The sequence below is a fragment of the Candidatus Palauibacter soopunensis genome (assembly GCF_947581735.1).
GTDB lineage: Bacteria > Gemmatimonadota > Gemmatimonadetes > Palauibacterales > Palauibacteraceae > Palauibacter > Palauibacter soopunensis.
In genome coordinates, this window is record NZ_CANPVT010000037.1 from 1 (window position 1) to 4,140 (window position 4,140).

Annotated in this window: 5 protein-coding genes; all 5 read left to right on the forward strand. The window is 66.7% G+C overall.

The window, feature by feature from the left end:
* Positions 1-278 precede the first annotated feature (278 nt).
* Complete coding sequence (locus RN901_RS10230; protein ID WP_310758179.1) at positions 279-665, forward strand: hypothetical protein; 387 nt, start codon at positions 279-281, stop codon at positions 663-665.
* Positions 662-892, forward strand: coding sequence for a hypothetical protein (locus RN901_RS10235; protein ID WP_310758180.1), 231 nt, complete (start codon positions 662-664; stop codon positions 890-892). Before RN901_RS10230 ends, RN901_RS10235 begins: the two co-directional genes overlap by 4 nt.
* A gap of 419 nt (positions 893-1,311) precedes the next feature.
* Positions 1,312-2,541 carry a transglycosylase SLT domain-containing protein gene (locus RN901_RS10240; RefSeq protein WP_310758181.1) on the forward strand — a complete coding sequence of 410 codons (1,230 nt, stop codon included), beginning with the start codon at positions 1,312-1,314 and terminating at the stop codon, positions 2,539-2,541.
* A 359-nt stretch (positions 2,542-2,900) separates the two neighbouring features.
* Complete coding sequence (locus tag RN901_RS10245) at positions 2,901-3,938, forward strand: PAS domain-containing sensor histidine kinase (RefSeq protein WP_310758182.1); 1,038 nt, start codon at positions 2,901-2,903, stop codon at positions 3,936-3,938.
* 13 nt (positions 3,939-3,951) lie between these two features.
* The coding region (locus RN901_RS10250; protein ID WP_310758183.1) for a response regulator transcription factor at positions 3,952-4,140 on the forward strand (189 nt) is incomplete at its 3' end.

Here is a 4,140-nt window from a genome sequence, read left to right on the forward strand (position 1 = left end):
GAACAGCCACCGGACCCTACAACTGGCGCGCCAGTCCTCGACTCTACCGGATTGTGTGCGCCGGAATCCGCCGGATCGCCCCGCCGCGAGGACCGTCCGGGCGCGGTCTCCACCGTCGCCCGAGGGCTCGGCGATACCGTCGGCCGGGAGGCGGCGGAGAGCCGCGACGGCTGCGACAGGTGCGCTGATCCCCGGCCGGAAGCGTGGCAGGCGGAGCGGGATTCGGGTGTGGTCCTGGCCCGCGCCGGTCCCCGGCGAGGCCGAAAGGGAGCAGCGAAATGGCACGAAGCGCTCGAAAAGCCGACGGAGAGTCGAACGAACCCGGCGAGCGCGCGGGCGATTTCCGCCGCTCGCGCACGATCCGGTTCTCCGATTCGGAGTGGCAACTGGTCGAGGACGCGGCGCTCCGCCAGGGGATTCCGGCCAGCCAGCTCGTCCGCGCCGCGACCCTCGCCGCCGCCGAGGAGCGTCTCGACCGCCCCGCCGAGGCGGCGGTCCCGCCCGGTTATCTCGCGCTGATCGAGGACATCTACCGCGGCGTCTACCTGCTGACCACGCTTCGCGGCCAGGAATTGCTCCGAGAGAAGCGCGAAAAGGAACTCGACGAGATCGTCGACGACGGGCGCAAGGCGATGGCGGAGGCCCTCGGTGAGGAGCCGAAGTGAGAGACTTCAGTCGCAAAAATCGCTGCTCGCAAGCACGTTCACAGCAGCTTCGCACCATCGATCGATCTGCCGATCCGCTGGCATTCGGACCGTTTCGACCTTCGGTGTCGTTCGACGCAGGGGTTGGAAGACAGCGCCCCGCCATCGAAGGCGAGGACTGGAACGACATGCTCATGCGCGAGCGCGCCGGCGAACCGCTCGAAACCGATCTCCGGCCGCTGGAGTAAAAGGATCAGATATCCGCGCTTTTACGTGATCGACAACAATACCAGCGGGCATGGTTTGAAACGTATGGGCCCATTTTCGGGTTCCGATTGAGGCGATGCGATCCGGCTGTGAGCCGAGCTTGTTTCAGGCATGGCTGCAGTGATTGAGGATGTCGCCGTAGCTTTGGAAGACGCGGTTCGAGAGCCTGTTTTCGCGCATGAACTGCCCGACGTTCTCGATGGGTTTGAGGTCGGGTGCGGGGCATGAGGGGATTCTCCCCGCATGACGCACCCGGAATTCTTCCGCCAAAAATCGCGGGTTTTTCCTCTTGGAGCGCCAAATCGCGCTGCTCATCATTGGCCATCACTGGACACACAGCCGTTGTGTCCCGAGAACCGCAGAGGGGCGCACCGGCAACATCATCCGAGAGGAGACTCTCATGAACAAGTGGCTGACGCGTTTCGTCCTCGCCGCCACCGCTGCGATTGTGGCCATGATGCCGGTCAAGTCGAACATCCCGGACGCGGATTCCGTCTCGGGCCGTTTTCTCTCCCAGAGCGATGATCGCGTGGCACGGCCCGAGCCAGCCTGCGGCGGCTGGTACGGTCGTCCGTGCAACGACTACGACGAGATCGGGTTACCGGCAGTTTATGGCAGGGCGATCGAGGCGAAGATCGCCGTGTGGCTCGATGATTGGGGGAGCAAGGGGCGGGGTACGATGCGGCGCGGCCTGAAGCGAATGGGCAGGTACGAGGGCTACATCGACGCCGAATTGGCGGCGCGGAACCTGCCGCCCTCGCTTCGCTACCTACCTCTCATCGAGGCCGACTACGACCTCCTGGCCGTTTCTCCAGAGGGGGCGGCCGGGCTTTGGCAACTGATGCCTGACACCGCCCGGTGGCTTGGGCTTGAGGTCAACTCGCTCGTGGACCAGCGCTTCGACGTGTACGCGGCCACCGGGGCCGCGCTGGACTACCTGGTTGCCCTCCATGACCGGTTCGAGTGCTGGTTTCTCGCTCTGGCGGCCTACAACGCGGGACCGACGCGGATCGAGCGGGTGATCCGGCGGCACGGTGGAGCCCGGCCGCGCAACGACGCCCTTTTCGGGCATATCCGCGACCTGCTGCCCAACGAGACCCGGGACTTCATTCCCAAGTTCCTCGCGAGCGTTCGTCTGGCTGGCGACCTCTCGCTCATCGGGCAAGCGGCACCGGAAAAGGATCCGCCCGAGCGCTTCGATGTCGTCCGGGTCGCGGGAGCGGCGTCGGCGGATGTCCTCGCCGATGCCGCGGGCATCTCCGAAGACGAAATCAGGACCCTGAACCCGCACCTCCGCATCGGTCTGGCCCCGGCGGGCAGGTCGACGCGGCTGCGCGTCCCCGTCGGCGCGGGCGAAACGTTCCTCGCCCGCTTTGCCAGGATCCCGGCCGGAGAGCGCTCCACGCTTCGTGAACACACCGTCGTCCCGGGGGAAACCCTGGTGCGTATTGCAGGACGGTACGGGGTTCCGCTGAACGCCTTGCGGACGGTCAATCCGGACGTGGAGCCTCGGCGCATGCGGATCGGGACCGTTCTGTTGGTCCCCCGCGCGGCAGGGAAGCTGGCCGTCGGTTCCCGAATCGCAGCCAATTCAACCTCAACCCGCTTCGCGGGGATCCGGCCCCGTTGAACGACGAAAGGAAGGAATCACCATGAACAGAACGGCTCCCGGATTTGGCGCGGTCGCTGGCAACGGCACAAGGCGCTTCTGGAGGTAACCGGCTCCAAGACCGGCTCGCTCGCGTCGTTCGGCGGTTCGAGCGGAAGGGCGCCCGGGTGGGACAGGCTCGTCGCGTCGCTCTTTACGCAGCCCGCAACGGCGACCCGCTGGACCGGCTGAGGCGTGCGGGGTTGATCTGACGAGGGTGCCGGTTCCCATTGACAATCCCCGGCCGACCGCATCTCGTGGGTGAGAGCGGGTCGGTACACGGGAGCAGCGTCGCGGTTGCGGCAGGCTCGCCCGCCCGAACGACAAGGACGGAGCCGGGAGTGCTCAACCAGAGGGACTATACCGCCGTGTTCGACGCCTCGCCGGACGCGATGCTCGTCGTGGATGCGGACGGGGTGATCCACGACCTTAACCGGCAGGCCGTCGCGATGTTCGGATGGAGCCGCGAGGAACTGGAAGGCAGCGAGGTCGAGCGATTGATTCCCGACGCGAGCCGCGGCCGGCACCGCCGGCACCGCCGGCGCTACGGCGAGTCGCCGAAGCCCCGCCCGATGGGCGAGGGACTCGAACTCGAAGCCTTGCGCAAGGACGGCACGACCATTCCAGTCGAGATCAGCCTGAGTCCGTCGCAACTCGGGCCGGACCAGAAACACGTGATCTGCGCGGTTCGTGACATTTCTACATGGAGGCGGATGCGGCGGCTGTCGGGCATGATGATCGCAGCGGCCGAACAGGAGCGGAAGCATCTTTCGCGCGAACTGCACGACGAGTTCCTCCAGAACCTCGTGGCGCTGAAGATCCGGGTCAAGCTTCTGGCCGACGAGAAGGACGACGGTGAGCGGGAACGTGCGCGGGCGCGGATCGCCGAGGACATTGGAGGCACGATCCTCGGGGTGAAGCGGATGATCCGCGGACTCCTGCCGCCGGAACTGGACCGCCAGGGGCTTTCCTCCGCCCTGGGCTCCGTCTTCCGCGACATCGAGGACGTTTACGGGTTCAAGGTCCACGCCAGCCTGAGCGGGTTGGACGGCGAGCTGGATGAGGTCGCCACCCTCGCGCTTTACCGGATCGTGCAGGAAGCGGTGGGCAATGCGGTGAGGCATGCAGGGGTGAACGAGGCGACCGTCACCTTCGAATCGGCAAAGGGGGCGGTCACGGCTACCATCCGGGACGAGGGATGCGGGTTCGAACTCCCTGGCGCGGAAGCGCTGTCCGGCGACGGCTGGGTGGGCCTCGCCGGGATGCGCGAGAGAGCAGCGTTGGTCGGGGGCCATGTCGTCGTGCGGACCTCGCCGGGCGGAGGAACGACGATCCGTGCCTCCGTTCCCTTCCAGAATACGGGCGGACAGAGCGGATGAGGGCCTGCCGGCGATGGTGAGGGCGCTCCTGGTCGACGACCACATGGTCGTGCGCGCCGGGCTCCGGGCATTGCTCGAAGCGTCCGGAAGGGCGGAGGTCGTGGGAGAGGCGTCGTCGGGGGAGGAAGCTGTGGCGAAGGCCCGGAACCTGGAGCCGGACATCGTCGTCATGGACCTGGCGATGCCCGGCATGGACGGAGTC